The organism is Streptomyces sp. Tu6071 (assembly GCF_000213055.1).
In the GTDB taxonomy this organism is placed as follows: domain Bacteria; phylum Actinomycetota; class Actinomycetes; order Streptomycetales; family Streptomycetaceae; genus Streptomyces; species Streptomyces evansiae.
This window is the reverse complement of the sequence record NZ_CM001165.1, coordinates 5,332,411-5,359,214: the sequence shown is the minus strand read 5'-3', so window position 1 is coordinate 5,359,214 and position 26,804 is coordinate 5,332,411. Positions and strand designations below refer to the sequence as shown.

Genomic DNA, 26,804 nt, shown 5'->3' with positions numbered 1-26,804 from the left:
TCACCTCCGCGTTCCGTCTGGCGGACGCTTTCCGGGCGTTTCCGGGCGTTCCCTGGTGCCGCGGGGCGGGGTGGCCGCCCGGAGACGCGCTCGGGTGTGAGCAATTGGACACCGCGTGCGAGAGATCACAGGCAACCGTCGTATTCTTCTCACACTCTTCTCAACAATGCCCGCGAGAATGCCCCTCAGGACATGGAAGGGTGGAGTGGAGTCGTCCTCCTGACCGGCGGGTTCGCTGATTTCACGAGCATGATCGAATACCGGACGGGCAGGACGGCCGGGCGATGTCACCGGAACTTCCCCCAAGTGTTCCCGGTCCGCCGCCCGCAGCCGCTACCCAAAGCGTCGCCATACCGTTGTACCCGACGGTGCGCTTCGCCGCGGGTCCCTCGTCACGCCCCCGTGGCCCTGCTTTCGGATGTGTACGTGTCTTCTTCCCCGATCCGAGTCCTTGGAGTCTGAGTAGTGCCCCCCACCTCTCTCGCTCTTCGCAGTCAGGCCATCGGCAGACTGCTGCCCACCGTCGTCCTCGCCGCGAGCTTCGTGGCGTCGGCGGTGGGGGCCGCCATGGCGCTGCCGTGGCTGCTCGTCGGTGCCGCCGCCGTGGGCCTGGTGACAGAGCTCGTCGTGCACCGCTGGTTGAAGCTGACGCTCGCGCGGCTCGGACGGTTGCGGGTGGACGCCACGCTGCGCCAGGTGCTGCGCGATCTGCTGCTCGTCGTGGGCGTGGTCCGGACCGCGGGCGCCGAGCACGAGGGCGGCTGGACGGCCCTGCTCCTGGGTCTTCTCGCCGTGTACGGGCTCCACTTCGTCTCGCAGGGCGCCGCGATCCTGGTCCGCAGGACCCGCACGCTGCCCTTCGTGACGCGCAACATCGACACGAGCGGCCTCAAGCTCACCGCCGCGCCGCCCGCGCTGCTGCTGCGCCGCCCCGGGCACCGGCTGCTCGGCTTCGGGCTCCCCGCGACCGCGGGCCTGATCGCCACTGTCGCCGCCGACGCGACCGTGTGGGCGCTCGCCGGGATCGGCGTCTCGCTCGTCCTCTCGCTCGCCGGGATCGTCCGGCTCGCCGTGCACCTGCTGCCCCGGCGCCGCGCGCTCAACGAGGAGCGGGCCCTGGCCTGGCTCGACGAGTGGCTCGCCGCGTACGGCCCGACGACCGGTATGTACTTCTCGGGCGGTGCCTCGTCCGCGTACCAGGCGAACATGTGGCTGGAGCCGCTCGCCGCGCTGCCGGGCCGGCCGATCATCATCCTGCGCGAGCGGTTCATGGTGCAGAAGATCGCCGCGACGGACCTGCCGGTCCTGTGCCTGCCGAAGGTCGCGCATCTCATGCGCATCGAGCAGTCCACGCTGAAGTCGCTCGTCCACCCCTCGAACTCGGGCAAGACCTCGCAGGTGCTGCGGATGCCCGGCATCAAGCACGCCTTCATCAACCACGGCGAGAGCGACAAGCTCTCCAGCTGCAACCCGTACGCGAAGGCGTACGACGAGGTGTGGGTCGCCGGTCCCGGCGCGCGCGAGCGGTACGCCCTCGCGGACGTCGGCGTCGAGGACAAGGACATCGTCGAGATCGGGCGCCCGCAGCTCAAGGGCATCGACACGGTGGCCCCGGGCGGCTCCGTCACGACCGTGCTCTACGCGCCGACGTGGGAGGGCTGGGACGGGCAGCCCGGCAACACCTCGGTCATCGAGGCGGGCGAGAACATCGTGCGGCGGCTGCTCGCCGACCCGAAGGTGCGGCTGCTCTACAAGCCGCACCCGATGACGGGCTCCGTGGACCCGCGCGCGGGCGCGGCGAACGAGCGCGTTCAGGAGCTGATCCGCGCCGCGAACGGCGGGCGCGCGGCGGCGAAGGACCCGAAGGACAAGGGCGCGGCGGAGCTGGAGCGGCTCGCGGCCGAGCTGGACCGGCTCACCGCGGCCGACTACCGCGAGGGCTCCGACGAGATGGAGCGCATGCTCGTCCAGGGCACCCCCTCCGGCGGCCGTGACAAGGCCGTCGACGAGGCGACCCGCCGCTGGGAGGACGCCTACTGGGCCTCGCTGCCCGAGGACGCGCACCAGATCATCACGGGCCCGCGCCCCGCGCTCTACTCCTGCTTCAACCAGGCGGACGTGCTCATCAGCGACGTCTCCAGCGTCGTGTCCGACTACCTCGCGAGCGGCAAGCCGTACGCGGTGGCGAACACGGCGGGCGTCAGCGAGACGCAGTTCCGCACCGACTTCCCGACCGTACGGGCCGCGACGATCCTGACCCCGGACGCGGCGCAGGTCCCCGAGCTGCTCGCGGCGGCGCGGGACGCCTCGCGCGACGGATTCGCGCACGCGCGCGGGGAACTGAAGCGGTATCTGCTCGGACCCGACGAGCCGAGCGCGCAGTCCCGCTTCGCGCGGGCCGTCGAGGCGCTGTCGGCCAAGGCGCTGGAGCGCGAGGAGCGCCAGCTCGCCCGCGAGGGCACGTCCACGCTCGTCCCCAGCCAGGCGGACCGCGCCGCCGCCGCGCGCGCGGCGGTGGCCGAGGGCGAGGAGGAGCGCGACTTCGCCGCGGACGCCCTCGCCGGGTCCGAGCCGGACTCGCTGGAGCGCACGGGGGACTGAGACCCCCACCGCACACGGAAACGGCGGCCCATTCCCCGGTGGTACGGGGGGTGGGCCGCCGTTTCCGTGCGGATGGGCTTGGGGCGGACGGGCGCCGGGCCGACGGACTCCGCGCGGACGGGGCGCGGCGCACCTCGGGCGCAGGGGCTCCGGACGTACGGGCTCCGGGCGTACGGGCCGCGTGCGCACCGGCTCCGGGCGCGCGGGCCCGATCCCGCTCAGTCGTGGAGGTGGCGCCAGCCCTGCCAGGCGGACTCGATCATCTCGTCCAGCCCGTACCGCGCGCTCCAGCCCAGCTCCGCGCGGATCGCGTCGGCGGAGGCCACGCAGCGGGCCGCGTCGCCGGGGCGGCGCGGGACGACCTCGGGGACGAGGTCGGTGCGGCCTGTCGTCTTGAGGACGCGCTCGATCATTTCCAGCACGGAACTGCCCTCGCCGCGGCCGATGTTGAGCCGCAGTGCGATCCCCTCGGGCGCCTCGTCGAGGCGGCGGGCGGCGGCGAGGTGCGCCTCAGCGATGTCCTGCACGTGCACGTAGTCGCGCACGCAGGTGCCGTCGGGGGTGTCGTAGTCGTCACCGAAGACGAGCGGCGGGCGGCCCGCGTCGACGCGCTCGAAGATGAGCGGCACGAGGTTCGCCGCGCCCTTGTCGGCGAGTCCGGGCAGCCCCGCGCCGACGACGTTGAAGTAGCGCAGGGCGATGGTCCGCAGCCCGTACGCGACCGAGGCGTCCCGCAGCAGCCACTCGCCGATGAGCTTCGTCTCGCCGTACGGGGAGATCGGCAGGCAGGGCGTGTCCTCGGTGACGAGTTCGGGCTCGGGCACCCCGTACACGGAGGCGGAGGAGGAGAAGACGAGCCGGTCGACCCCGGCGGCGCGCATGGCCTCCAGCAGGACGCGCAGCCCCTCGACGTTCTCCCGGTAGTAGTGGAGCGGTCGCTCGACGGACTCGGCGACCTGCTTCTTGCCCGCGATGTGCAGGACGCCCGTCACTTGGTGTTCACCGAGCACCGCGTCGAGCCTCGCCCGGTCGAGCACGCTCCCGGTCTCCAGCGGCACCCCCTCGGGCAGCCGCGCGGCCTCCCCCGTGGACAGGTCGTCGAACACGACGACCGGCACCCCCGCCCCCGCGAGCACCCGCACCACATGCGCCCCGATGTACCCGGCCCCGCCCGTCACCAGCCACGTCATCCCGGCACCTCTCCGTCGTTCTCAGCGGCAGCATCGCACAGCCCCGGCGTGACCCGAATCACCCCGGCGGGGAGCCGTGCGATGATTCTTTTTCCCCACCTCTGTCCGCATTTGCGATCAGATTCACAGCGAAACGCGACAACACCACCCAAGCCAATAGCACTACCTTCTCTCAGGAAACTTCAAAAGAATCACATAAACTGTCGCAGCGCCCGCCCGGCCCCAGGGTCGCGCGAGTCCCCCATCCTTCAGGTCCGTGGAGCAGGTCTTCAGAGATGCCGCGTTTCTCGATCGTCGTACCGGTCTACAAGGTCCCGGCATACCTGGGCGAATGCCTGGACTCCGTGCTCGGACAGGACTTCGGCGACTTCGAGGTGATCGGTGTCGACGACTGCTCACCCGACGTGTGCGGCGAGATCCTCGACCAGTACGCGGCGAACGACGCCCGCGTGCGGGCGGTGCACCTGCCGGAGAACGTCGGCCTCGGGAACGCCCGCAACGCGGGACTGGCCCACGCGGGCGGGGAGTACATCCTCTTCCTCGACAGTGACGACGTCCTGCTGCCCGGCAGCCTGAGCGCCATGGCGGAACGGCTCGACGCGGCGGACTCGCCCGACATCCTCGTCTACGACTACGCGCGCTCCTACTGGGACGGGCGCCTCGTGCGCAACTCGCTCGCCCGGCACCTGCACGAGGACGGCCCCGCCTCCTTCTCCCTGGCCGACCGCCCGGAGCTCCTCAACCTCCTCCAGGTGGCCTGGAACAAGGCGTACCGCAGGGAGTTCGTCGAGGCCGCCGGGCTCCTCTTCCCCGCGGGCTACTACGAGGACGCCCCCTGGACGTACTGCGCGATGGCAGCCGCCGAGTCGCTCGCCGTGCTCGACCGGGTGTGCGTCCACTACCGCCAGCGGCGCGAGGGCGGCAACATCCTGAGCACGGTCAGCCGCAAGCACTTCGACGCCTTCGACCAGTACGACCGCGTCTTCGCCTACCTCGACAGCCGCCCCGAACTCAATCGCTGGCGCGGGCCGTTGTTCCGCAAGATGATCGACCACTACCTCACCATCCTGGAGCGGCCCGGACGGCTGCCCGAGGAGGCGAAGGCGGAGTTCTTCCACCGCGCGGCACACGACTACCGCCGCCGGATACCCGCCGGCTTCGAGCGCCCGGCCGGACGCGACGGCTACAAGTTCGCGATGCTGGAGCGGGACGCGTACGCCCTCATGACCGGCTCCGCGACCGCGGTCCGCACCCGGCAGGTCGTCAAGACCAAGGCGCGGCAGGCCGTGAAGGGCTCCAAGAAGCGCGCCATGGGCCTCTTCTACCGCTCGCAGCAGCACACCGACCTCGACGAGAACCTCGCGCTCTTCTCCGCCTACTGGAGCCGCTCGGTCTCCTGCAACCCGGCGGCGATCGACGCCGAACTCGCCCGGCGCGCACCCCACATCCGCCGCGTCTGGGCCGTGCGTCCCGACCTGATGGACAGCGTGCCGCGCGGGGTGCGAGCCGTGCCGCTCGGTTCGCGCGACTTCTGGACGGTCGCCGCGCGCGCCAAGTACCTCGTGAACAACGTCAACTTCTCGGACCGCCTCGTCAAACGCCCCGGGCAGATCCACCTCCAGACGCACCACGGCACCCCGCTCAAGAAGATGGGGCTCGACCAGCGCGAATACCCGATCTCCACGAGCATGAACTTCGACGACCTGCTGCGGCGCTGCGACCGCTGGGACTACAGCCTCTCGTCGAACGCCCACTCCACGCGGGTCTGGGAACGCGTGTACCCCAGCCGCTACGAGACGCTGGAGACCGGCTACCCGCGCAACGACGCACTCGTCAACGCGAGCGCGGCGGACGTGCTCGCGGCCCGCGTCGAACTCGGCCTCTCCGAGGACACCACGGCGCTGCTCTACATGCCGACCCACCGCGACTACGAGAAGAGCTTCCGGCCCCGCCTCGACCTCGCGCGCATCGCCTCCGAGCTGGGGCCCGACACGGTGCTCCTCGTACGCGGCCACTACTTCTACAAGCCCTCGCCGCAGGTCGAGGAGTTGCGCGCGACCGGGCGGATCATCGACGTCTCCGCCCATCCCCGCGTCGAGAGCCTCTACCTGGCGGCGGACGCGCTCGTCACCGACTACTCCTCGGCGATGTTCGACTACGCGCTGCTGGACCGGCCGATCGTCGTCTTCGCCGACGACTGGGAGATCTACTCGACGGTGCGCGGGGTCTACTTCGACCTCCTCTCCGAGGCACCGGGCGCGGTCGCGCGCTCGCAGGACGAACTGCTCGACGTGCTCGCCGGCGGGGCCTGGCGCGGCGCCGAGGCCGACCGTCGGCGCGCCGCCTTCCGGCGACGCTTCTGCGACTTCGACGACGGCCGGGCGGCCGAGCGCGTGGTACGGAAGGTCTTCCTCGGCGACGACCGCGAGATACCCGTGACCCCGCTCGCCGACCGCCCGCACGTCCCGTCCCCCGCGGAACTCGCGGGCACCGTCCGCGTCCCCTCGCGGACGGAGAACAGGGCGCCGGTGTATGTGCCGGAGGGCGAGCGGGCGGACGAACCGGCGTACATGCCGGAGCGGCTGGTCACGGCGGAAGCGGGGTATGCGGCGGAGCCTGATCCCGTAGCGGAAGCGGGGTATGCGGCGGAGCCTGATCCCGTAGCGGAAACTGCGTACGCGCCGGAACACGAACTCACGGCGGAACCCGCGCTCGCGGAGGACCCGGCGTACGCGCCGGAACCCGGACTCGTAGCGGAAACGGCGTACGCGGAGGAACCCGAACTCGCGGCCGAGTCCTGGTTCGCACCGGAGCCCGCATTCACGGCCGAGCCCCTGCCCGCGCCGGAGCCCGTCCCTGCGGCCGAGTTCGCCTACGCGGAGCTCCGCGAGGAGGAGCGCGCGGAGGAAGAGCCGGACGAGGGGCCGGACGACGAACCGGACGCCCGAGACGCCCCCATCGACGCCGACGCCGAGGAGAGCGCGCCCGAGATCTCGGTCCCCGCGTGGGCCAGGGCCGAGCCCTTCGCCCCCTCCGCCCCGCTCGACGCCGACTCCTTCTTCGGCCCCCCGCCCACCCGCGCGCCCCAGGAGCGCGCCGTGGCGGCGCCCGTGAGCGAGGCTCTCGCCGCGTACTCCGAGCTGTTCCCGCAGTCGGGCCACGGCGTGAGCATCCCGCGGCAGCCGGTCTCCGCGGACCGGGCCGGTCACGACGTGGCGGAGGACCGCGCGGACGACCGCCCGGCGGCCCGCGGCCTCCCGCTCTCCGGCGCCGACGAGCCGGTCACCGCTCCCGAGCCTCCCTCCGCCGAGACGGCCTGAAGACCTCAAGAACTGCAGAATGGACCTCTCTCCCATGGCCCCGCGCCTGAGCGTCATCGTCCCCGTCTATGACGTGGAGGCGTACCTCCCGGCCTGTCTGGACTCCCTGCGCGCGCAGACCTTCCACGACCTCGAAGTGATCATGGTCGACGACGGTTCGCCCGACGACTCCGCGCGCATATGCGCCGAGTACGCGGCGGAGGACTCCCGCTTCAAGCTGGTGCGCAAGGAGAACGCGGGTCTGGGCGCGGCCCGCAACACAGGCGCCGAACACTTGCACCCTGCCTCCGAGTTCCTCACTTTCGTCGACAGCGACGACACCGTGCCCCCGGACGCGTACCGCCTGATGGTGGCGAGTCTGGAGGAGAGCGGCTCCGACTTCGTCTCGGGGAACGTGCTGCACATCAACTCGACACGGGTGTGGCAGTCGCCGATGCACCGGTTCCTGCGGGACGGGTCGGCCAAGCGGACGCACGTGAGCGAGAACCGGCGGTTGCTGGGCGACCGGACGGCATGGAACAAGGTGTTCCGCCGGAGGTTCTGGGAGAAGCACGCCCTGGCCTTCCCCGAGGGGGTGCTGTACGAGGACACACCGGTGATGGTGCCCGCGCACTTCCTCGCCGAGGCGGTCGACGTGATCGGCGAACCGACGTACCACTGGCGGCTCCGGGACGGCGAGGGCGCCCCCTCGATCACCCAGCGCCGCACCGAGGTGCGGGGGCTGCGCGACCGGATCGCCGCCGTCGAGAGCGTGAGCAAGTTCCTGGCGGCACGCCCGGAGCCCGAGGCGAAGGACCTGAAACTCGCCTACGACCGTTCGGTCCTCACCAGTGACCTGCGGCTCTTCCTGACCGTGCTGCCCGACGGGGACGAGGAGTTCCGCGCCGAGTTCATCCGGGGCGTGAACCGTTTCCTCAACGGCGTCGACCCCGAGATCGTCCTCGGCATGCAGTCCCAGCCGCGTCTGAAGTGGCTCCTGGTCCGCAAGCACGCCCTCACGGAACTCGTGGCCCTCCTGGAGGCCGAGCGGCAGGGCGACCGGGGCGAGGTCGAGGGGCTGCTGCGCAAGTACGCGAGTTTCCCCTCCGTGAAGGGAATCGGCGACCTCCTGCCCAAGAAGGCCCTGCGGCTGGACCAGGACCTGAAGCTGTGGACGTCCTTGCGCGAGGTGTCCTGGCGGGGCGGGCGGCTGCGGCTCGCGGGGCACGCCGCGATCCAGCGGGTGAGCCAGCCCGGCAAGCACAGCTCGGTGAAGGTCCTCGCGATCCAGAAGGTCGGCAGCCGCCGCCCGTTGCTGATCCCGATGCCCAACGTCCACGCCCCCGAGGCGACCGCGGCCTCGAAGACCACCGACGTCAACTACGACTGGTCCGGGTGGGAAGCCGACATCGACCCGCGCCGCCTGCGCAAGGGCGACACGTGGGAAGAGGGCGTCTGGCGCGTCGGGATGGCCATGACCTCGGGCGGTCTGCTGCGCAAGCGGGCCATCAGCGCGAAGGGCCCCGACAGCCCCGGCGCGCCCCCCTACCAGTGGCTCGACCGCGATTACCGCCTTCTCCCCTTCGCGGAGAAGGGTGCCCTGCGCCTGCGCGTCGAACGGGTCCGCGCGCTCGTCACGGGATACCGCGAGGTGGACGGCTCGATCGCGATCAGCGGCGAGATCCGGGTGCCGGTCGGAGCGGGCGAGCAGGTCGCGCTGCGGGTGACCAACCGGGGTACGGGCGAGGTGCTCGACTACCCGGTCACCGTGCGCCCGCAGCCCGCGGCCGACACGTACTTCGAGGTCTTCGTCCCGCTCGCGGACGTCGCACTGCTCCCCGAGTACCCGCGCGCCGAGGAACCGGATGCCACAGCCCTCGCCGCGCGGCGCAACTGGAGCACCACGCTCCTCGTGACCGCCCCGGACGGCACCTCGCGGAACCTGCCCACCGTCGTGGGAGCGGGCCTCGCCGACGCCCAGTTCGCGCTGAGCCGGGGCCTCGCACCCGGCGCCGAGGACTACGAGGTCGCCTGCCAGGCGGGCAACAACGGCTACCTCAAGTTCAGCGGCCGACCGCTTCAGGCACGCGTCACCAAGGTCGAGTGGACCGGGGACCGCTTCGTCCTGCACGGCTCGGCGCCGGTCCCCCTCGACGACGCCGCCTTCTTCGTCTCGGCGCGCAGCCGCGCCGACGAGAAGCGGAGCGAACTGCGGCTCCTGCCCGACGGCACTTTCGTCGCCTCGTTCGCGCCGGGCCGGATGTCCGGGCCGAACAAGAACCTGCCGCTGCCCACGGGGCGCTGGAACTTCCTCCTGCGGATTCCCGGGCGCGCGCTGGACATCCCGTTCGTCATCGACCGGCTCGCCGTCGAGCGGTTCCCCGTCGTCGGCACGGTGGACGGCAACACCTTCGAGTTCCAGGCCCGCTGGTACAACTTCCCGCAGCTCAACTGCCTCTCGGACCTGGACGTCGGCCAGCAGGGCCCGTACCACCAGGCCCGGCTGCGGAAGGACGTCTACGAAGCCGGCCGTTCCCTCCCCCTGCGCGACTCGGTCGTCTTCATCAGCTTCAACGGGCGCCAGTTCTCCGACAGCCCCCGCGCCGTCCACGAGGAGCTGGTCCGCAGGGGCAGTGACCTCGAACAGCTGTGGGTCGTGCGCGACAACCAGGTGGAACTGCCCGACACCGTGCGTCCGCTGCGCATGTGGAGCAAGGACTGGTACGAGGCGCTCGCCCGGTCCCGGTACATCGTCACCAACGCGCACCTGCCGCACTGGATCGAACGCCGCCCCGGACAGGTCGTCGTGCAGACCTGGCACGGCACGATGCTCAAGAAGATCGGCCTCGACATCGAGGCCCCGGCCTTCAACCCCGACTACCACGAGCAACTGCGCGCCGAGACGAAGAACTGGTCGCTGCTCGTCTCCGCGAACCGTTTCAGCACCCCGATCCTGCGCCGCGCGATGGGCTTCGAGGGCGAGATCCTGGAGACCGGCTACCCGCGCAACGACCACCTCCACGCCCCGGACAAGGAGAAGCGGGCCGCCGAGGTGCGCCGCGCGCTGGGGCTGCCGGAGGGCAAGAAGGTCGTCCTGTACGCGCCGACCTGGCGGGACAACCAGGCGCACCGCAGGGGGCAGTTCCGCCTCGATCTCCAGCTGGACCTGGAGGACGCCGAGCGCAGGCTCGGGCGGGACCACGTCGTGCTCGTCCGCCGTCACTCGAACGTGGTGGACGCCGTGAGCGGGGCGGGCAACGGCTTCGTCTTCGACGTCTCGGACTACCCGGACATCGCCGACCTCTACCTGGTCGCGGACATCCTCGTCACGGACTACTCGTCGGTGATGTTCGACTACGCGAACCTCCAGCGGCCGATGCTCTTCTTCACGTACGACCTGGAGCACTACCGGGATGTCCTGCGCGGCTTCTACTTCGACTTCGAGCGCGAGGCGCCGGGGCCGCTGATCCCGGACTCGGACGGGCTGATCAGCGCGATCCGCGACATCGACACCGTCCGCGCGACGTACGCGGACCGCTACCGCGACTTCCACGAGCGCTTCTGCGGCCTCGACGACGGGCAGGCGACGGGCAGGGTCGTCGACCGGCTGCTGCGCCGGGGCGAGGAACTGCGTCACGAGAGCTGAGCGCGCGCTCGCGGAGACACGGCGCGGGGCCCCGGAACCTTTCGGCTTCCGGGGCCCCGCGCCGTTCCGGTCACCCCCCCGACGCCCCTTCCGCCAGCATCCGCTCCACCAGCCGTTCCGTCGCGTGGCCGTCGTCCAGGTCGCAGAACTCCTCGTGGAAGAGCTGGTAGCGCTCGCTGTAGTCGGCGGTGACGCGGTCGATGTCGCGCAGGGCCGAGACGAGTTCGTCCGTCGTGCGGACGAGGGGGCCCGGGGCGTTGCGCTCGAAGTCGAAGTAGAAGCCGCGCAGGGTGTCGCGGTAGTGCTCCAGGTCGTACGTGAAGAAGACCATCGGGCGGCGCAGGTGCGCGTAGTCGAACATCACGGAGGAGTAGTCCGTGACGAGGATGTCGGCGGCGAGGTAGAGCTCGGAGATGTCCGGGTAGTCCGAGACGTCGAGGACGAAGCCGTCGCCCGCGCCCGTCACGCCGTCCACGGTGTTGGAGTGGCGGCGCACCAGGAGAACGTGGTCGTGGCCGAGTTCGGCGCGGGCGCGCTCCGTGTCGAGCTTGAGGTCGAAGCGGAAGCGGCCCTGGCTGTGGGCGTCGTCGTCGCGCCAGGTGGGGGCGTAGAGGATGACGCGTTTACCGGGCGGTACGCCGAGGGATTCGCGGATCTCCTTGGCGCGCTCGGCCAGGTCGGGCGCGTAGAGCACGTCGTTGCGCGGGTAGCCGGTCTCCAGGATCTCGCCGTCGAAGCCCATGGAGCGCCGCAGGATCGGGGTACTGAAGCGGTTCGCGGAGACGAGGAAGGTCCAGTTCTTCGTCTCGGCGCGCAGTTGCTCGTGGTAGTCGGGGTTGAAGGCCGGGGCCTCGATGTCGAGGCCGATCTTCTTGAGCATCGTGCCGTGCCAGGTCTGCACGACGACCTGTCCGGGGCGGCGTTCGATCCAGTGCGGCAGGTGCGCGTTGGTGACGATGTACCGGGCGCGCGCGAGGGCGTCGAACCACTCCTCGCTCCACAGCCGCACCTTGCGCGCGGTGGGCGGCAGCGCCGCCTGGTCGTCGCGGACGAGCCAGAGCTGTTCGAGGTCGCTGCCCCTGCGGACCAGTTCCTCGTGGACGGCGCGGGGGCTGTCCGAGTACTGCTTGCCGTTGTAGCTGATGAAGAGGACGGCGTCGCGCAGCGGTTTGGCGCGGCCCGCCTCGTAGACGTCCCTGCGCAGGCGTGCCTGGTGGTAGACGCCGCGCTCGTGCGTCCGCAGTTCGGAGAGGCAGTTGAGCTGCGGGAAGTCGTGCCAGCGGGCCTGGAGTTCGTAGGCGCGGCCGTCGGCGGTACCGTGCACGGGGAAGGCGGGCACGGAGAGCCGGTCGATCGTGAGGGGCACGTCGAGCGGCTGTCCGGGGACGCGCAGGAAGAAGTTCCACCGGCCGCTCGCGAGCGGGAGCCGCTGGCGGCGGGACATGCGCGAGGGCGTGAAGCGCGCCTCGAAGCGCCCGCCGGGGAGCGTGCGCACCTCGCCCGCGTGCTCCTCGAAGCGGTCGCGCGCCTTGACGACGAACCCGGCGCCTTCGAGCTCGAGCGGCGCGCTGCCGCGCAGGGTGTACGTGTCGTCCTGCCACGTCACCTCGGTGAGGCGGGCCTGCAGGGCGCGGCCGACGATCTTGAGGTAGCCGTTGCTGCCGCTCAGGAGGGCGACCTCGTAGTTCTCGGCGCCGGGCGCGAGGGAGGCGGGCAGCCTGGCCTGGAGGTCGCCGAGGCCGTCGCGCACGACGGTGGAGTAGTGGCGGCGCGGTCCCGTCGCGGGGATCACGACGAGGCTCGTGCTCCAGGCCCTGCGGGCGGCGAGGAGGGCCGAGGCGGCGACGGGCGTGGGGGTGCCGGACGGGGAGTCCGGCCGCCCGCTCTCCGGCGCGGGTACGGGGCGCAGGTCCGCGTCCGCCGTGGCGGTGCCCCCGCTCGCGTCGGCGGCGGCGCGGGCGTCCTCGCGCTCCTGGCCCGCCTCGGCCGTCTCGCCGGTCTCGGCGGCGACGGTCCCCGGGAGCAGCGCGACGACGTCGAGCGGCACTCGTACCGTGTAGTCCGTGTTCTCCGCCCCGCGCCGCACCTCGGCGTCGAGTTCGTGGACCTCGCCGGTCCTGCGGTTGGTGAGGCGCAGGACGAGTCGGTCGTCCTCGGCGAGCGGGGAGCGCAGGGTGCCCGCGATCTCCAGCGCGTCCTCGCCGAGCGGGCGGTGGCCGGTGACGAGCGCGCGCACGCGCTCGACGCGCAGCCGCAGCACGCCGTGGTCGCTGTACGGGAGGAGCCGGTGGTCCTCGTCGAGCCACTGGTACGGGGGGTTGCCCGCCGTGTCGGGGCCCTTGGCCGCGAGCCCGCGCCGCCGTACGAGCCCGCCGCCCGCCATGACGATCCCGACCCGCCACACGCTCTCGCGCCAGCCGTCCGCGGGGCGCAGCCGCGCGGGGTCGAGGAGGTGGCTGAAGCCGGACCAGTCGTAGGTGTGCTGCCTGCGGCCCGAGAGCACGGTCGCCTCGGGGCAGTGGACGTTGCGCGTGGGCAGCACGAGGCGGCGGCCGGTGCCCTCCTCGACGAGGGCGAGCGCCTTGACCGCGCTCAGCGGGCCCGTCTGGTCGATCCGGTCGATCCAGGCGTGCCCTGTGAGCCGCAGCCCGCCCTCCTCCCAGGACAGCGTCCTGAGCGAGGCGAGCAGGTGCAGGTCGCGGTCGATGCGGTGGACCCGCCGGGGCAGCGGCCCGCCGGTGGCGGGGGCGGACTCGTACGAGACGTACTTGCGCAGCCTGCCGTGGACGCGCCCGCGTCCGCCCGCGCGCTCCTCGGCGAGGATGCCGAGCAGCGCCTCGGTCTCGTGCTTGCGCACGAGGAGCCATTTGATCCGGGCCTGCGCCGGCAACCGGTGCACGGTCCGCGGGTCGACGCGGTCGAGGAAGGCGTTGGCGGCGCGGACGAACGCGGCGCGGTACGCGTCGTCGCCCTCGGGGAGGACCTTGAGGAAGGCCCACAGGTCGCTGACGAGGACGTTGCGGTCGAAGGCGGCGCGCAGCCGGGCCGCCTCGGGCTCGGGGCGCCCGGCGAGGAAGCGGCTCACCTCGGTGACGGCGGCGGCCCGGTCCCGTACCGCCTTGGGCTCGGTGCGGCGCTGGGTGATCGAGGGGCCTGCCTCGCCCTCGCGCATCCGCCAGTAGTAGACGGGCTCGGAGACGATGTCGACGGCCTCGGCGAGGAAGTGCGCGGGGACGATGACGGGGGTGTCCTCGTAGAGCACGCCGACCGGGAAGCGCAGGCCGTGCCGGGTCCAGAATTCCTTGCGGAAGACCTTGTTGCAGGCGATGCGGTCGGTGAGGAGCTTCTGCTTGCGCGTCACGTGCGTGCGCTGCTCGGCGCCCGTGCCGAGGAAGCGGTGCATGGGCGACTGCCACACCCGCCGGGAGTCGATGTGCCGCACGTTGCCGGTCGCGAAGTCGGAGCCGCTCGCGTCGAGGCTCGCGAGCATGAGCCGGTACGCGTCGGCGGGGACCATGTCGTCGCTGTCGACGAAGGCGAGGAACTCGGCCTCGGGGTGCGCGGCGTCGATCCCGGTGTTGCGCGCCGCGCCGAGCCCCTGGTTCTCCTGCCGCACGAGGCGGAAGCGCGGGTCGCGCCGCGCGTACTCCTCGGCGATGAGGGCCGAGCCGTCCGGCGAGCCGTCGTCGACGACGATCACCTCGATCTCGCGCAGCGTCTGCGCGGCGAGTGAGTCGAGGCACGCGGGGAGGTAGGTCTCGACGTCGTAGACGGGGACGATGACGCTCAGGCGGGGCGGGACGGGAGACATGGCCCCACGCTCGCAGCGGATCGCCCGTCCCGCGCGGAGACGCCGTCCTTCTGGGTGTTTTTATCGCACTGTCAGCCGATACTTCGTGCGGTGTGGGGTGGGGAACCGTACGGGGGGCCGCTCCGGACAGGTGCTCACGCCCGCCGGGCACGAGCCCCGTCACCGCGACCGGCCCGGCACAGGCGCGGGGGCCCGTACCCGCGAGACGGTGCGGGGCCCCGTACCCCCGAGACGGCGCGGGGCCCCGTACCCCTAAGACGGTGCGGGGCCCCGCACACCCGAGGAGGTGGCGGGGCCCCGCGAGGAAAGCCGTGGCTCAGAGTTCGCCGAAGGGGTCGAAGCCCTCGAACTGCTTCTGCGCCTCGTCCCGCTCCGCCTGCCGGTCCCTGCGCCGCTGCACCGCGGGGCGCATCGGGTCGAGCCGGTGGTCCTCGCCGCGGCGGCCGAGCATCTCGGCGCCCGCGAGCATCGTGGGCTCCCAGTCGAAGACGACCGCGTTCTCCTCGGGCCCGATGGCGACCCCGTCGCCGGTCCGCGCACCCGCCTTCATGAGCGCTTCCTCGACACCGAGCCGGTTCAGCCGGTCCGCGAGGTAGCCGACGGCCTCGTCGTTGTTGAAGTCGGTCTGCCGCACCCAGCGCTCGGGCTTCTCGCCCCGCACGCGGTAGATGCCGTTGTCCTCCAGCGTGACCGTGAACCCGGCGTCGTCGACGGCCTTCGGGCGGATGACGACGCGCGTCGCCTCCTCCTTCGGCTTCGAGGCGCGGTAGCGCGCGACGAGGTCGCCGAGCGCGAAGCTCAGCTCGCGCAGCCCGGTGTGCGCGACGGCCGAGACCTCGAAGACCTGGTAGCCGCGCGCCTCCAGGTCGGGGCGGACCATCTCGGCGAGGTCCTTGCCGTCCGGCACGTCGATCTTGTTGAGGACCACGACGCGGGGCCGCTTGTTGAGGCCCCCGTACTGCTTCAGCTCCTCCTCGATGACATCGAGGTCGGAGACGGGGTCGCGGTCCGATTCGAGCGTGGCGGTGTCGAGTACGTGCACGAGCACCGAGCAGCGCTCGACGTGCCGCAGGAACTCCAGGCCGAGGCCCTTGCCCTGGCTCGCGCCGGGGATGAGACCGGGCACGTCGGCGACGGTGAAGACCGTCTCGCCGGCCGTGACGACGCCGAGGTTGGGGATGAGCGTCGTGAAGGGGTAGTCGGCGATCTTCGGGCGCGCGGCCGAGAGCACCGAGATGAGCGAGGACTTGCCCGCGCTCGGGTAGCCGACGAGCGCGACGTCCGCGACGGTCTTGAGCTCCAGGAGGAGGTCACCGGCGTCGCCGGGCTCGCCGAGCAGCGCGAAGCCGGGGGCCTTGCGGCGGGCGGAGGAGAGCGCCGCGTTGCCGAGGCCGCCGCGACCGCCCGAGGCGGCGACGAAGCTCGTGCCCTGGCCGACGAGGTCGGCGAGGACGTTGCCCGCCCTGTCGAGCACGACGGTGCCGTCCGGGACGGGGAGGACGAGGTCCTCGCCTTCCTTTCCGGAGCGGTTGCCGCCCTCGCCGGGCTTGCCGTTGGTGGCCTTGCGGTGCGGGCTGTGGTGGTAGTCGAGGAGCGTCGTCACGGACTGCTCCACGACGAGGATCACGTCGCCGCCACGCCCGCCGTTGCCGCCGTCCGGGCCGCCGAGCGGCTTGAACTTCTCCCGGTGCACGGAGGCGCAGCCGTGGCCTCCGTTACCCGCGGCGACGTGCAGTTCGACGCGGTCCACGAAGGTGGTCATGGGTGTGCCTCCAGTACTGCGGGTGAAAAGTGCTACGAGTTGTTTCCATGGTGCCGGATCGCGCGCCAAGGGTGCATAACGCGCGAAAGGCGGACTCACTTCCCGCCGGTGCTGTCGGTGGGAGGGAGTCCGCCCTCGCGAAAAACCACGCGTGAGGTCACGCGCCGCCGATCCGTGCGATCAGGCGACCGGGACGATGTTCACGACGTTGCGGCCACGGCTCGTGCCGAACTGGACCGCACCCGCGTCGAGCGCGAAGAGGGTGTCGTCCTTGCCGCGGCCGACACCGGCGCCCGGGTGGAAGTGGGTGCCGCGCTGGCGGACGATGATCTCACCGGCGTTGACGACCTGACCGCCGAAGCGCTTCACGCCGAGCCGCTGAGCATTGGAATCGCGGCCGTTCCGGGTGGACGACGCGCCCTTCTTGTGTGCCATGTCTCCTCAGTCCCTTACTTCGCAGCCGTGGGGATGTCAGTGACCTTGACCGCCGTGTACTGCTGGCGGTGACCCTGACGACGGCGGTAGCCGGTCTTGTTCTTGTAGCGCAGAATGTCGATCTTCTGGCCCTTGTGGTGGTCGACGACCTCGGCCACGACCTTGATACCGGCCAGCACCCACGGGTCGCTGGTGACGGCCTCGCCGTCGACGAGCAGCAGGGTCGAGAGCTCGACCGTGTCGCCCACATTGGCAGTGGAAATCTTGTCAACCTCAACGATGTCGCCGACAGCAACCTTGTGCTGGCGACCACCGCTGCGCACGATGGCGTACACGCGGATCTCACTCTCTGTGCTCGAAAACGGGACCTCCTGATGCCAGCCGCCCGCCGGAGGCAGGGAAGAACCCCGGTCCACCGAAGGAGGGATGAGCGGCCTCCCCGGGGCTCATGACGGCGAGGACGCCGCTCGCCCGGAGGTGGGGTGCTCAGAAGGTGGCGCCAGAGACGCCAAGGGCCAAGACTACGGGTCCCCCGCACAGAGGGTCAAACCGACCCCGTCCCGGTACCTAGCGGCCCCCGCGCCCCCCCTCACGCTCCACCACCCCCGCCGCGGGCAGGCGTTCCGCCGGGCGTGGGGGCGCCCGGCCGAAGGCTCGGAGAGGGCGAGCACAGCGAAGCGGGCGGGCGGCTCAGCAGGCGGCCGGGCAGTCGGGCAGTCGGGCAGTCGGGCAGTCGGGCAGTCGGGCACAGCGAAGCCCCTGGCAACCGCGAGCCCCCACACGAAGAGGCCGCCTCCGTCCCCGCGGGGACGGAGGCGGCCTCTCACAGCCGTCCGCTCAGGACTCGGCTCAGGACTCCGCGCCCTCCGGCGATTCCGCCGCCTTCCGCGTCGTCGCCTTCTTCGCGGGCGCCTTCTTGGCAGCCGCCTTCTTGGCCGGGGCCTTCTTCGCCGCGGTCGTCTTCTTGGCGGCGGCGGTCGTCTTCTTCGCCGCCGTCTTCCGCACCGCCTTCTTCGCGGGCGCCTCCTCGGCGGGAGCCTCCTCGACGGGAGCCTCCGGGGCCGTCTCGGCGGTCTTCCCGGCCGTCGCCTTCTTCGTGGCGGCCTTCTTGGCGGGAGCCTTCTTCGCGGCGGCCGTCTTCTTGACGGCCGTCGTCTTCTTGGCCGCCGTCTTCCGGGCCGTCGTCTTCTTCACGGGAGCCGCCTCGGCGGGCGCCTCCTCGACGGGAGCCTCCGCCGCCGGTACCACGAGCACCGCGTTCTCGTCCGGGGCCGAGGTCGCCGGAGCGGCCACCGCGCGGACGGCCCGGCGCCTGGTCCGCGCCGGGGGGGCCGCCTCGGGGACGACCTCGGCCGGCTCGGGCTCGGCGGCCAGTTCGGCGACGGGCTCGGGCGCGGAGACCTCCGCGACCGGCACGACGACCTCGACGGGCTCGGCGGCCTTCGGCGAACCCGCCGGAGCGCTCGCCTTGCGCGTCGCCCGGCGCCGCCCGCGGCCCCGGGGGGCCTCCTCGGCGACGGTGTCCGCGACGGCCGAGGCGGGCAGCGTCGCCGCCGTCACGACCTCGACGGCCTCGGGCTCGACGACCGGCTCCACGACCGTGTCGGCGAGCGGCTCGACCGCGGCGTCGGCGACCGCGTCGGCCGCCGGCTCCTGGACCTCGACGATGGCCTCGGGCTGCTCGCCCTTCAGCTCCTCGGGGTCGTAGGCCCCGACCGTGTCGGTGTCGGTGACCCGCGAGCCGCGCGGCGTCCCGGCGGGCGCGGAGGCCCGGCGCGAGGCACGGCGGCGGCTGCGCTCACGGCGCCCGCCGTAACCGGAGGCGGCTGCCTCGGCCTCGGCGGCGCTGCTGTACAGGTCCTCGTCGGGCGTGAAGACGGGCTCGGGCAGCGCGGCGGGCCCGGTGACGACCTCGGTGGCGGGCTCCTCCGAAGCCTTGGCCTCCTCGGCCTGCTCGGCGCTCACGTACTCGTACGTCAGCTCGTGCTCGGCGTGGTCGTGCTCGGCGTGCTCGCCGCCCTTGCCCTTCTTCTTCCGCTTGCCGCCGCCACCGCCGCCGCCCTGGGTCGTGGGCTGGTCGAGGTGGACGATGACGCCGCGCCCGTTGCAGTGGACGCAGGTCTCGGAGAAGGACTCCAGGAGCCCCTGCCCGACACGCTTGCGGGTCATCTGCACGAGACCGAGCGAGGTGACCTCGGCGACCTGGTGCTTGGTGCGGTCGCGGCCCAGGCACTCCAGGAGGCGCCGCAGGACGAGATCGCGGTTGGACTCCAGGACCATGTCGATGAAGTCGATGACGACGATCCCGCCGAGGTCGCGCAGCCGGAGCTGGCGCACGATCTCCTCGGCCGCCTCCAGGTTGTTCCTGGTGACGGTCTCCTCCAGGTTGCCGCCCTGCCCGGTGAACTTCCCGGTGTTGACGTCGACGACGATCATCGCCTCGGTCTTGTCGATCACGAGGGAGCCGCCGGAGGGCAGCCACACCTTGCGGTCGAGCGCCTTGGCGAGCTGCTCGTCGATGCGGTACGTCGCGAAGGCGTCGACCTCGGAGGTCCACCGCGACAGGCGCCCGACGAGGTCGGGGGCGACGTGCGAGACGTAGCCGTGGATGGTCTCCCAGGCCCGGTCGCCGCTGACGACGACCTTCGTGAAGTCCTCGTTGAAGATGTCGCGGACGACCCGGACGGTCATGTCGGGCTCGCCGTAGAGCAACGTCGGCGCGTTGCCCGTCTTCGCCTTCTTCTGGATGTCCTCCCACTGCGACTGGAGCCGCTCGACGTCGCGCCGCAGCTCGTCCTCGCTCGCGCCCTCGGCGGCCGTGCGCACGATGACGCCGGCGTCCTCGGGGACGATCTTCTTGAGGATGGTCTTCAGGCGCGCGCGCTCGGTGTCGGGGAGCTTGCGGCTGATGCCGGTCATCGAGCCCTCGGGCACGTAGACCAGGTAGCGGCCCGGGAGCGAGACCTGGCTCGTGAGCCGGGCGCCCTTGTGACCGATCGGGTCCTTCGTGACCTGCACGAGGACGGACTGGCCGGACTTGAGGGCGGTCTCGATGCGGCGCGGACCGTGGTAGCCGAGCGCCTCGAAGTTGACCTCACCGGCGTAGAGGACCGCGTTGCGGCCCTTGCCGATGTCGATGAACGCGGCCTCCATGGAGGGCAGCACGTTCTGCACCTTGCCGAGGTAGACGTTGCCGACGTACGAGGTCGACTCGGCCTTGTTGACGTAGTGCTCGACGAGGACGTCGTCCTCCAGGACGCCGATCTGGGTGCGCTCGCCCTGCTCGCGGACGACCATGACCCGCTCGACGGCCTCGCGGCGCGCGAGGAACTCGGCCTCGGTGATGATCGGGACGCGGCGGCGGCCCTGCTCGCGGCCCTCGCGGCGGCGCTGCTTCTTCGCCTCCAGACGCGTGGAGCCCTTGATCGACTGCACCTCGTCGCTGTGGTCGTTCTCCTTGCGCCGTTCCTTCGGCTCGCGGATCTTGACCACGGTGCGCTCGGGGTCGTCGGCGGCGGGCGTCGCCTCGGCCTCGCCGGAGGCGTCCGAGGCGCGGCGGCGACGGCGACGGCGGCGACGGCTGGAGGAGGACCCGGAGCCCTCGTCCTCGTCCCGCGCCGCGGAGCCCTCGGGCTCCTCGTCCCGCTCCTCGTCGGCGGGGGCCGGGCGGCGCTCGGCGGCGGGGGCGGCGGTCTCCTCGGCGGCGGGCTCCTCGCCCTCCTCCTCGTCCTCGCGGTCCTCGCGCTGGTCCTGCTCGGCGCTCTCGCCGCGCCTGCGGCGCCTACCGCCGCGGCGACGGCGGCGCGAGGGACGCTCGCCCTCGTCGCCGTACTGGCGCTCGTTGTCCTCGCCCGACTCGGCGGAACCGGTGGAATCGGCGGTCTCGGCCTCGGCCGGCTCGGCGGGCTCGCTCGTGTCCTCGGCGGGCCGGGGGGCCGTCCGGGCCTGGGCCGCGGGCGCCTCGGCGGTACGGGGCTGCTCGCGCTCCTCGCGGCGGCGCCGCTTGCGCCGCCCGGACTCGGCCTCCTCGGCGCGGGCGGGGGCGGGCGCGGAGGTGGCGGCGGGCGCGCTGTCCTCCTCGTCGCCCGTGGCGGCGGCCTCGGCGGCGGCGCTTTCCAGGGTCTGGAACTGGAAGGTCGGCTCGGTGAAGACCGGGGCGCGGAAGACGGGCACGGCGGGCTTGCGACCGCCGCGGCTCTCCTCGCCGCGCTCCTCGCCCTTCGCGCCGCCCTTCGCGGACTGGCGGGACTGGATCTGCGGCTCGGTGAAGGTGGCGCGGCTGCGGGCGGGCTTGCGCCGCGCGCGGCGGCGCACGTCGCCGTCGTCCTCGTCGGCCTCGGCGGCGGCACCCTGTGCGGGCTTCTCGGCGCGCGCGGCCTTTCCGGCCTGGGCGGGCTTCTCGGTCTGGGCGGCCTTCTCCGGCTGCGCGGCGGCCTGCGGCTCCTCGTCGGCCGGGGCGGCCTGCGGGGCACCGGCCGGCGCGGAGGCGCGGCGGGTGGCACGGCGGCGGCGCGGCGCGGCGGGCTCGGCGCTCTCGTCGGCCGGGTTCGCGACGGCTGCCGCGACCTCTGCGGGCTCGGGGGCGCCGGGCGTCTCCTCGGCCTGGGTGGCGCCCTGCGGCGCCCCGGCGGGCGCGGAGGCGCGGCGGGTGGCACGGCGGCGGCGCGGCGCCGCCGGCTCGGCCTCGCCCGTCGTGGTGGGCTCCGTCTCCCGCGCCTTCGCCGGTATGGCCGGTGCGGCCTGCTCGGCGGCGGAGTTCTCCGCGGCGGCCTGCCCGGCGGGCGGGCCCGCGGGGCGCGAGGCGGCGCGGCGCCTGCGGCGCGGCGGCAGCGTGTCGCCGGGCGAGGAGGGGGTGTCGTCGTGGGTCCCGGAAGTGCCGGGTTCCTTCGGCTCAAGCATTGCGGGGGTGTCTCCCGTCGTGCTCCCGGGCGCCGCGCCGTTTACCGGTGACGCGTGCGGCTCGCGCTGGACGCGGTGGCCGCCGGACCGGAGGGCGCGGGCGCCGCTCAGGAGCTTGTTCGTGTCTGTCTCGCCGGTTCCGGCCGCGGGTGCGGCGGCCTGGCGAAAGTCTTGTGGTCGGGTGCCCCGCCCGGTCCCGTTGGATTCCGGGTACGAGGGCGGTGCGGTGCGACGGCCGGTCAGGAGGCTTCCCGCCGTTCCCGGGGCCGGGGCCGCAGGTGTGGAGGCTCTTCCCAGCCAGGGGCTGGGCAGTGCCGTGCCAGGTGCTGCGGGCCCGCCGGGGTGGGCGGGACACTCCCTACGCGGTGCCTTCCTCGGCGGGCGTCGTCGCGGTGGCGGAGCCGGCGCTCACGGTGGCTGCCGTGGCTGGCGGTGCCGCCTCGCGGTCGGGCGCGAGCGGGTCGGTGACCGTGCCGGACTCCTCATCGAGCGGCCCCTGCGCCAGCCTGGTCACCGCTGCGGGGACCGGCGGCGCCAGTTCGGCCACGGCTCGGAGGCCGGACAGGACGTCGTCAGGACGCACGGCGGGTGTCAGGTGCCGTACAACCAGGCGCAGTATCGCACAAGGACGCTCGCTCGGCTCGTCGGCCCGCTGTTCGGCGAGGCCGAGACGGACGACGGCGGCGCGGGCGTCGAAGGTGCGTACGCCGTTCTTGGTGAGGCGTTCCACCTCGACCGCGCTCCGCGCCATGAACTTCTCGGCGGCGAGCGCGGCGGTCTCGGGGGTGACCTGGTCGAGCCGCAGATCCCACACGCTGGCCTGGAGGCGCTCGGTGAGGTGCGGGGTGCGGGCCTCGACCGCGTCGACGATGTCGAGCCCGGTGGGCAGGGACTCGTCGAGCAGTTGACGCAGGCGTTCCGGGTCGCGGGACGCGGCGAGGCCGATCTCCAGGTACTCGGCCTCGCTGCCGGTGCCGGTGGGTGCGGCGTTGGCGTAGGACACCCGCGGGTGCGGGGTGAAGCCCGCGGAGTAGGCCATGGGTACCTCGGCGCGGCGCAGCGCGCGCTCGAAGGCGCGCTGGAAGTCGCGGTGACTGGTGAACCGGAGGCGCCCGCGCTTGGTGTACCGCAGCCGGATGCGCTGCGTGACCGGCGCCGGAGGGGGGCCTTCGGGCTGTCGCTTGCCCAGGGGAGTCAGTCCTTCGGGAGTGTGGTCGTCCTTGTCTCTAGAGTACGTGCAGCGGCGAGCGGAGGTTCCCGCATGGTCCCCCATGCGGGAACGCACCCCGCTCCAGCCGCATCACATCCCGACGGCATCACACCCCAGCCCCTCCGGCGTTTGAGGAGCGGGGCCCGGGGCGGAGCCCCGCGAGGCCCGCCCCGGCAAGCGCCGAGCTACTGCCCCGCCACCGACAACGGCAGCAGCTTCCGCCCCGTCGGCCCGATCTGGATCTCCGTCTGCATCGACGGGCACACCCCGCAGTCGAAGCACGGCGTCCACCGGCAGTCCTCGACCTCGGTCTCGTCGAGCGCGTCCTGCCAGTCCTCCCACAGCCAGTCCTTGTCGAGACCGGAGTCGAGGTGGTCCCAGGGCAGGACCTCCTCGTAGGAGCGCTCGCGCGTCGTGTACCAGTCCACGTCCACGCCGAAGGCGGGCAGCGTCTTCTCGGCGCAGGCCATCCAGCGGTCGTACGAGAAGTACTCGCGCCAGCCGTCGAAGCGCCCGCCGTCCTCGTACACCGCGCGGATGACCGCGCCCACGCGGCGGTCGCCGCGCGAGAGGAGGCCCTCGACGATGCCGGGCTTGCCGTCGTGGTAGCGGAAGCCGATCGAGCGCCCGTACTTCTTGTCGCCGCGGATCTTGTCGCGGAGCTTCGCGAGGCGCGCGTCGGTGTCCTCGGGCGAGAGCTGCGGGGCCCACTGGAAGGGGGTGTGGGGCTTGGGCACGAAGCCGCCGATGGAGACGGTCGCGCGGATGTCGTTGCGGCCCGAGGCGGCGCGGCCCTCGGCGATGACGCGGGTCGCCATGTCGGCGATCTGGAGGACGTCCTCGTCGGTCTCGGTGGGGAGCCCGCACATGAAGTAGAGCTTCACCTGCCGCCAGCCGTTGCCGTAGGCGGTGGAGACCGTGCGGATCAAGTCCTCCTCGCTGACCATCTTGTTGATGACCTTGCGCATCCGCTCGCTGCCGCCCTCGGGGGCGAAGGTGAGCCCGGAGCGGCGCCCGTTGCGGGTCAGCTCGTTGGCGAGGTCGACGTTGAAGGCGTCGACGCGGGTCGAGGGGAGCGAGAGGCCGATCTTCTCCTCCTCGTAGCGGTCCGCGAGGCCCTTGGCGACGTCGCCGATCTCGGAGTGGTCGGCGGAGGAGAGCGAGAGCAGGCCGACCTCCTCGAAGCCGGTGGCGCGCAGGCCCTTCTCGACCATGTCGCCGATGCCGGTGATGGAGCGCTCGCGCACCGGGCGGGTGATCATCCCGGCCTGGCAGAAGCGGCAGCCGCGCGTGCAGCCGCGGAAGATCTCCACGGACATGCGCTCGTGGACGGTCTCGGCGAGCGGGACCAGCGGCTGCTTGGGGTAGGGCCACTCGTCGAGGTCCATGACGGTGTGCTTGGAGACGCGCCACGGGACGCCGGAGCGGTTGGGGACGGTACGGGCGATGCGGCCGTCGGGCAGGTACTCGACGTCGTAGAAGCGCGGGACGTAGACGCCGCCCGTCTTCGCGAGCCGCAGCAGCACCTCGTCCCGGCCGCCGGGCATGCCCTCGGCCTTCCAGGCCCGGACGACGTCGGTGATCTCCAGGACGGCCTGCTCGCCGTCGCCGATCACGGCGCAGTCGATGAAGTCGGCGACGGGCTCGGGGTTGAAGGCGGCGTGGCCGCCCGCGACGACGAGCGGGTGCGCCTCGGTGCGGTCCGCGGCCTCCAGCGGGACGCCCGCGAGGTCGAGCGCGGCGAGCATGTTGGTGTAGCCCAGCTCGGTGGAGAAGCTGAGGCCGAAGAGGTCGAAGGCGCCGACGGGGCGGTGGCTGTCGACGGTGAACTGCGGGACGTCGTGCTCCCGCATGAGCTTCTCCAGGTCGGGCCACACGCTGTAGGTGCGCTCGGCGAGGACGCCCTCGCGCTCGTTCAGCACCTCGTAGAGAATCATGACGCCCTGGTTGGGCAGCCCGACCTCGTACGCGTCGGGGTACATGAGCGCCCAGCGCACATCGCACTCCTCCCACGGCTTCACCGTGGAGTTCAGCTCACCGCCGACGTACTGGATGGGCTTCTGCACGTGCGGGAGCAGGGCTTCGAGCTGGGGGAAGACCGAGGGTGCGGACTCGACGGGCATCTGGCTGACCTTGTGACGTCGGGAGCTGGGCACGATCCGGGGAGGGATCACGAACTCTCAGCGTAACCGCCCCCGGCCCGCCCCCCGCGCCCGCACGAGGACCGCCTCCCCCGGGAACCCCGGCCCCGCCCCACCCGTTGGGCCCGCCGGGGGCCCACGCGACCCTTAGGGGAAAACCCTGAGACCTGCTCCCCTCACTCCCCCGCCCGCAGCCGCTCCGCCTCCCTCTCGGTCTCCCGTGCGCGTCCCTCCTCCCTCCCGTACAGCAGCCCCCACGTGAAGCCCGGTTCGCCCGCCGTCTGGGCACCGGCGGCGATGCGGAGGAGTACGGCGCGGGCCTCGACGCCGTCGTGGTGGTCGCCGAGGAGCGAGGTGAGGGCCTTGGCCTCGCGGGTGAGGCGCTTGGCGGGTTTGCCGAGGACGGGCCGCGCGGACTCCGCCGCGTACCGCAGCCGCTTCGTCTTCTTGCGCGCCTCGTGCAGCGCGACGTCGCGCGCGGGGCCGTGCGGGAGCGCGAGGGCGCGCGCGAGGAGCTTGCGCGACCTGCGGCGTTCCTTCCTGACCGCCTTGCGGAAGTGCCGCGGCGCGGGACGCATCGCGGCGGGCCTCAGGGGCGGTGCGGCGAGCAGGTTCGCCCAGTCGTCGAGCAGCGCGCGGCAGCGGGGGTCGTCGAGCGCGGCGAGCGCCGTGGCGCGGCTCGTGTCGCCCGCGCGGACGGCCCAGGTGGTGATCCTGGCCTCGGCGGGCCCGAGCAGGAGCGGCCCCGCGACGTCGGCGAGCTGTCCGCGCAGGCGTTCCTCCAGGACCTCGCGGTCGCGGTCGGTGCCGAGTTCGCCCGCGAGCCACTTGAGTTCGGCGCGCAGCGCGTCCACGCGGGCCCGGTCGAGGAGCGTGCGGTGGCTGCGCAGGGCGCTGCGGGTGCGGCGCAGGGCGACGCGCGCCTTGTGCACGGAGTCCGGCCTGTCGCGGCGCACGCCGGCCTCGCGGTCGAGGAAGGCGAGGTACTGGGCGCGGAGGTAGCGCAGGAGGTGGCCCCCGGCCGTGTCGCGCGCGGCGCCGGGCGCGAGCGGGGGTGGCGGGGTGCCGGTCTCCGTGAGGGCGCGGACGAGCTTGGAGGGCCCTTCGGCCCGGCGGATGCCCGCCTCGCGCAGCCGCTCCTCGACGCCGTCGAGCAGCGCCGTCGTCCCCGCCCCGGTGAGCTCCGCCTCTGCCTCGCGCCAGGACGCCCCCGCACCTTCGCGTGCCTCGCCGCCGCCGTCGAGCCGTTCCGCGCGTACGGCGTCGTCCGCGATCTCCGCGAGCGCGCGCCCCTCGGCGTCGCGCAGCAGCCGCGTCGTCCGCCGCGTGCGCAGCCGTACGACCGGGACGAGCGCCGCGCCCCTGGTGCGCGCGGCCAGCAGCCGTACGAACTCCTCCGGCACCGCGGCGCTCCCGGTCTCCCCCTCCGGCGTCTCCCCGAGCGGCAGCCGGAGCTCCTCGCGGGTGTCGCCGCCCACGGGCAGCTTCAGGTGCCAGCCCGCGTCCTCGCCGCCCGTGCGGCGGCGCAGGGTGGCGCGGCTGCTCGCGAGGCGCAGGTCGGTGGTGTCGTAGTAGACGGCGTCGAGTGCGTGGACCTCTCCCCCGGTCTCCGCGCGCACTCCGGGCACGGAGCCGAGGGCGGGGAGGGGCGCGCCGGGGTCGAGGCCGTCGAGGTCGTACTTGCGTTCCGTCTCGTGCGTCGCGGTCGCCATAAGGGGAACGTAACCGGAAAACGCGGGCCCGAACGGGCCCGCGTCACCGAAGAACCACCACCGTCGGGATCAGGCCACCGCCGGTCCCTGCCGCCGGT

At 72.7% G+C, this 26,804-nt stretch carries 12 protein-coding genes; 3 read left to right on the top strand and 9 right to left on the bottom strand.

Translation table 11 applies throughout. The features are described from left to right. Positions 1–465 precede the first annotated feature (465 nt). Positions 466–2,601 carry a hypothetical protein gene (locus STTU_RS22420; protein WP_007827124.1) on the top strand — a complete coding sequence of 712 codons (2,136 nt, stop codon included), beginning with the start codon at positions 466–468 and terminating at the stop codon, positions 2,599–2,601. Between the two features lie 218 nt (positions 2,602–2,819). Here STTU_RS22420 and galE read toward each other — a convergent pair whose 3' ends face one another. Beyond that, positions 2,820–3,791 carry a UDP-glucose 4-epimerase GalE gene (gene galE, locus STTU_RS22415; protein WP_007827123.1) on the bottom strand — a complete coding sequence of 324 codons (972 nt, stop codon included), beginning with the start codon at positions 3,789–3,791 and terminating at the stop codon, positions 2,820–2,822. Positions 3,792–4,066: 275 nt separating this feature from the next. On the opposite strand from galE, the gene STTU_RS22410 reads away from it, so the two are divergent. Both STTU_RS22410 and STTU_RS22405 read left to right on the top strand, forming a co-directional pair. Further along, entirely contained in the window at positions 4,067–7,111 is a 3,045-nt protein-coding gene (locus STTU_RS22410) for a CDP-glycerol glycerophosphotransferase family protein (protein WP_007827122.1), read from the top strand. Positions 7,112–7,145: 34 nt separating this feature from the next. Beyond that, positions 7,146–10,736: a bifunctional glycosyltransferase/CDP-glycerol:glycerophosphate glycerophosphotransferase gene (locus STTU_RS22405; RefSeq protein ID WP_007827121.1), complete on the top strand. Its 3,591-nt coding sequence runs from the start codon at positions 7,146–7,148 to the stop codon at positions 10,734–10,736. Positions 10,737–10,806: 70 nt separating this feature from the next. On the opposite strand, the gene STTU_RS22400 is transcribed toward STTU_RS22405, so the two are convergent. From STTU_RS22400 to STTU_RS22365, 8 genes are all read right to left on the bottom strand, one after another. Further along, on the bottom strand, positions 10,807–14,547 hold the full coding sequence (locus tag STTU_RS22400) for a bifunctional glycosyltransferase/CDP-glycerol:glycerophosphate glycerophosphotransferase (RefSeq protein WP_007827120.1): 3,741 nt from the start codon (positions 14,545–14,547) through the stop codon (positions 10,807–10,809). Between the two features lie 316 nt (positions 14,548–14,863). Next, the gene (obgE, locus tag STTU_RS22395) at positions 14,864–16,309 is read right to left on the bottom strand and encodes a GTPase ObgE (RefSeq protein WP_007827118.1); all 1,446 of its coding nucleotides are present in this window, start codon (positions 16,307–16,309) and stop codon (positions 14,864–14,866) included. Between the two features lie 180 nt (positions 16,310–16,489). After that, entirely contained in the window at positions 16,490–16,744 is a 255-nt protein-coding gene (gene rpmA / locus STTU_RS22390) for a 50S ribosomal protein L27 (RefSeq protein ID WP_007827117.1), read from the bottom strand. 14 nt (positions 16,745–16,758) lie between these two features. After that, a complete protein-coding gene (gene rplU / locus STTU_RS22385; protein WP_007827116.1) occupies positions 16,759–17,079 on the bottom strand; it encodes a 50S ribosomal protein L21 in 321 nt (106 codons plus the stop codon). Positions 17,080–17,593: 514 nt separating this feature from the next. Continuing rightward, complete coding sequence (locus STTU_RS22380; RefSeq protein WP_007827115.1) at positions 17,594–21,643, bottom strand: Rne/Rng family ribonuclease; 4,050 nt, start codon at positions 21,641–21,643, stop codon at positions 17,594–17,596. 358 nt (positions 21,644–22,001) lie between these two features. Then, positions 22,002–22,916 carry a TIGR03936 family radical SAM-associated protein gene (locus STTU_RS22375; protein ID WP_234019297.1) on the bottom strand — a complete coding sequence of 305 codons (915 nt, stop codon included), beginning with the start codon at positions 22,914–22,916 and terminating at the stop codon, positions 22,002–22,004. Between the two features lie 122 nt (positions 22,917–23,038). After that, positions 23,039–24,976: a TIGR03960 family B12-binding radical SAM protein gene (locus STTU_RS22370; protein WP_007827114.1), complete on the bottom strand. Its 1,938-nt coding sequence runs from the start codon at positions 24,974–24,976 to the stop codon at positions 23,039–23,041. A 194-nt stretch (positions 24,977–25,170) separates the two neighbouring features. Further along, entirely contained in the window at positions 25,171–26,706 is a 1,536-nt protein-coding gene (locus STTU_RS22365; protein ID WP_007827113.1) for a CYTH and CHAD domain-containing protein, read from the bottom strand. Positions 26,707–26,804 lie beyond the last annotated feature (98 nt).